The sequence below is a fragment of the Paraburkholderia sediminicola genome, assembly GCF_046030555.1.
GTDB classification, from domain to species: Bacteria; Pseudomonadota; Gammaproteobacteria; order Burkholderiales; family Burkholderiaceae; genus Paraburkholderia; species Paraburkholderia sediminicola_E.
In genome coordinates this window covers 1-1,509 of sequence record NZ_JAQQCH010000062.1, presented here as the reverse complement: position 1 = coordinate 1,509, position 1,509 = coordinate 1, and the positions used below count along the sequence as shown (strand labels likewise).

Sequence of the window (1,509 nt, the reverse complement as noted above, 5' to 3'; positions counted from 1 at the left end):
AGGAACAGGCGGTACACGGGGTTCTGCGTCTCTTCCCAGTGCGGATAACCCAGCGTCGTGAGAAAACTTTCGAACCCGCTGTTCTCGCTCTCCGGCACCTGAATGCCGACCAGAATCGAACTGTAGTCCGCGCCCTGGTTGCGGTAGTGGAACAGGCTGATATTCCAGTTCGGCGCCATCGACGACAAAAACTTCATCAGCGCACCCGGGCGCTCCGGAAACTCGAAGCGGAACAGACGTTCGTCATGAGCCAAAGGCGAGCGCCCGCCTACCATGTAGCGGATGTGCTGCTTCGACAGTTCATCGAAGGTCAGATCGACGGTGGCAAAACCGTGCGCCTCGAATGCATTCGCGATCTGCGCCGATTCGCTGCGATTCCTGATCTGCACGCCGACGAAGATATGCGCTGAATTGGCGTCCGCAATCCGGTAGTTGAACTCGGTGACGCTGCGCGTGCCGACCAGTTCGCAGAATCGGCGGAAACTGCCGCGCTCTTCAGGGATCGTCACGGCAAACACGGCTTCACGTGCTTCACCGACTTCGGCGCGCTCCGCCACGAAGCGCATGCGGTCGAAATTCATGTTCGCGCCGGACGTGATCGCGATCAGCGTCTGGTTCTCGATGCCTTCACGCTCGGCATACTGTTTGGCGCCTGCGACGGCCAGTGCGCCGGCCGGTTCCAGCACGCTGCGGGTGTCCTGGAACACGTCCTTGATCGCGGCGCACAGCGCATCAGTGTTCACGATCAGCACGTCGTCGAGATATTCGCGGCATAGCCGGAAGGTTTCTTCGCCGACCAGCTTGACCGCGGTGCCGTCCGAGAACAGGCCCACTTCGTTCAAGGTGACCCGTTCGCCTGCTTTCAGCGACGCGGCCATCGCGCACGAATCATCGGTCTGCACGCCGATCACCTTGATCTCCGGGCGCACCGATTTCACATACGCGGCAACGCCAGCGGCCAGGCCACCCCCGCCGATCGGCACGAAGATCGCGTGGATCGGCCCCTGGTGCTGGCTGAGAATCTCCATCGCGACCGTGCCCTGGCCGGCGATCACGTATGGATCGTCGAACGGATGGACGAAGGTCAGGCCGCGCTCTTCCTGCAGCTTTACCGCATGTCCGTACGCGTCGCTATACGATTCGCCGAACTGCACGACTTCGACCGTCGCGCCGCCATGCGCGCGCACCGCATCGACCTTCAACTGCGGGGTCGTCACCGGCACCACGATAATCGCCTTCACGCCCATGCGTGCCGCCGATAGCGCTACGCCCTGCGCGTGATTGCCCGCCGACGCGGTAATCACTCCCCGCTCCAGCGCATCCGCTGGAATATGCGCCATCTTGTTGTACGCGCCGCGCACCTTGAACGAGAACACCGGCTGGTTGTCCTCGCGCTTCAGATAAACCGGATTGCGTAGCCGTGCCGACAGATTCGGCGCGCGTTCGAGTTCGGTCTCGCGAGCCACGTCGTAGACGCGCGCGGTCAGGATTTTCTTCAGGTAGTCGTGG

At 62.2% G+C, this 1,509-nt stretch carries 1 protein-coding gene; it reads right to left on the bottom strand.

Annotation, left to right across the window (positions count from 1 at the left end; genetic code table 11):
* On the bottom strand, positions 1-1,509 hold a 1,509-nt coding region (gene ilvA, locus PQQ52_RS34575), incomplete at both ends, for a threonine ammonia-lyase, biosynthetic (RefSeq protein WP_408221514.1).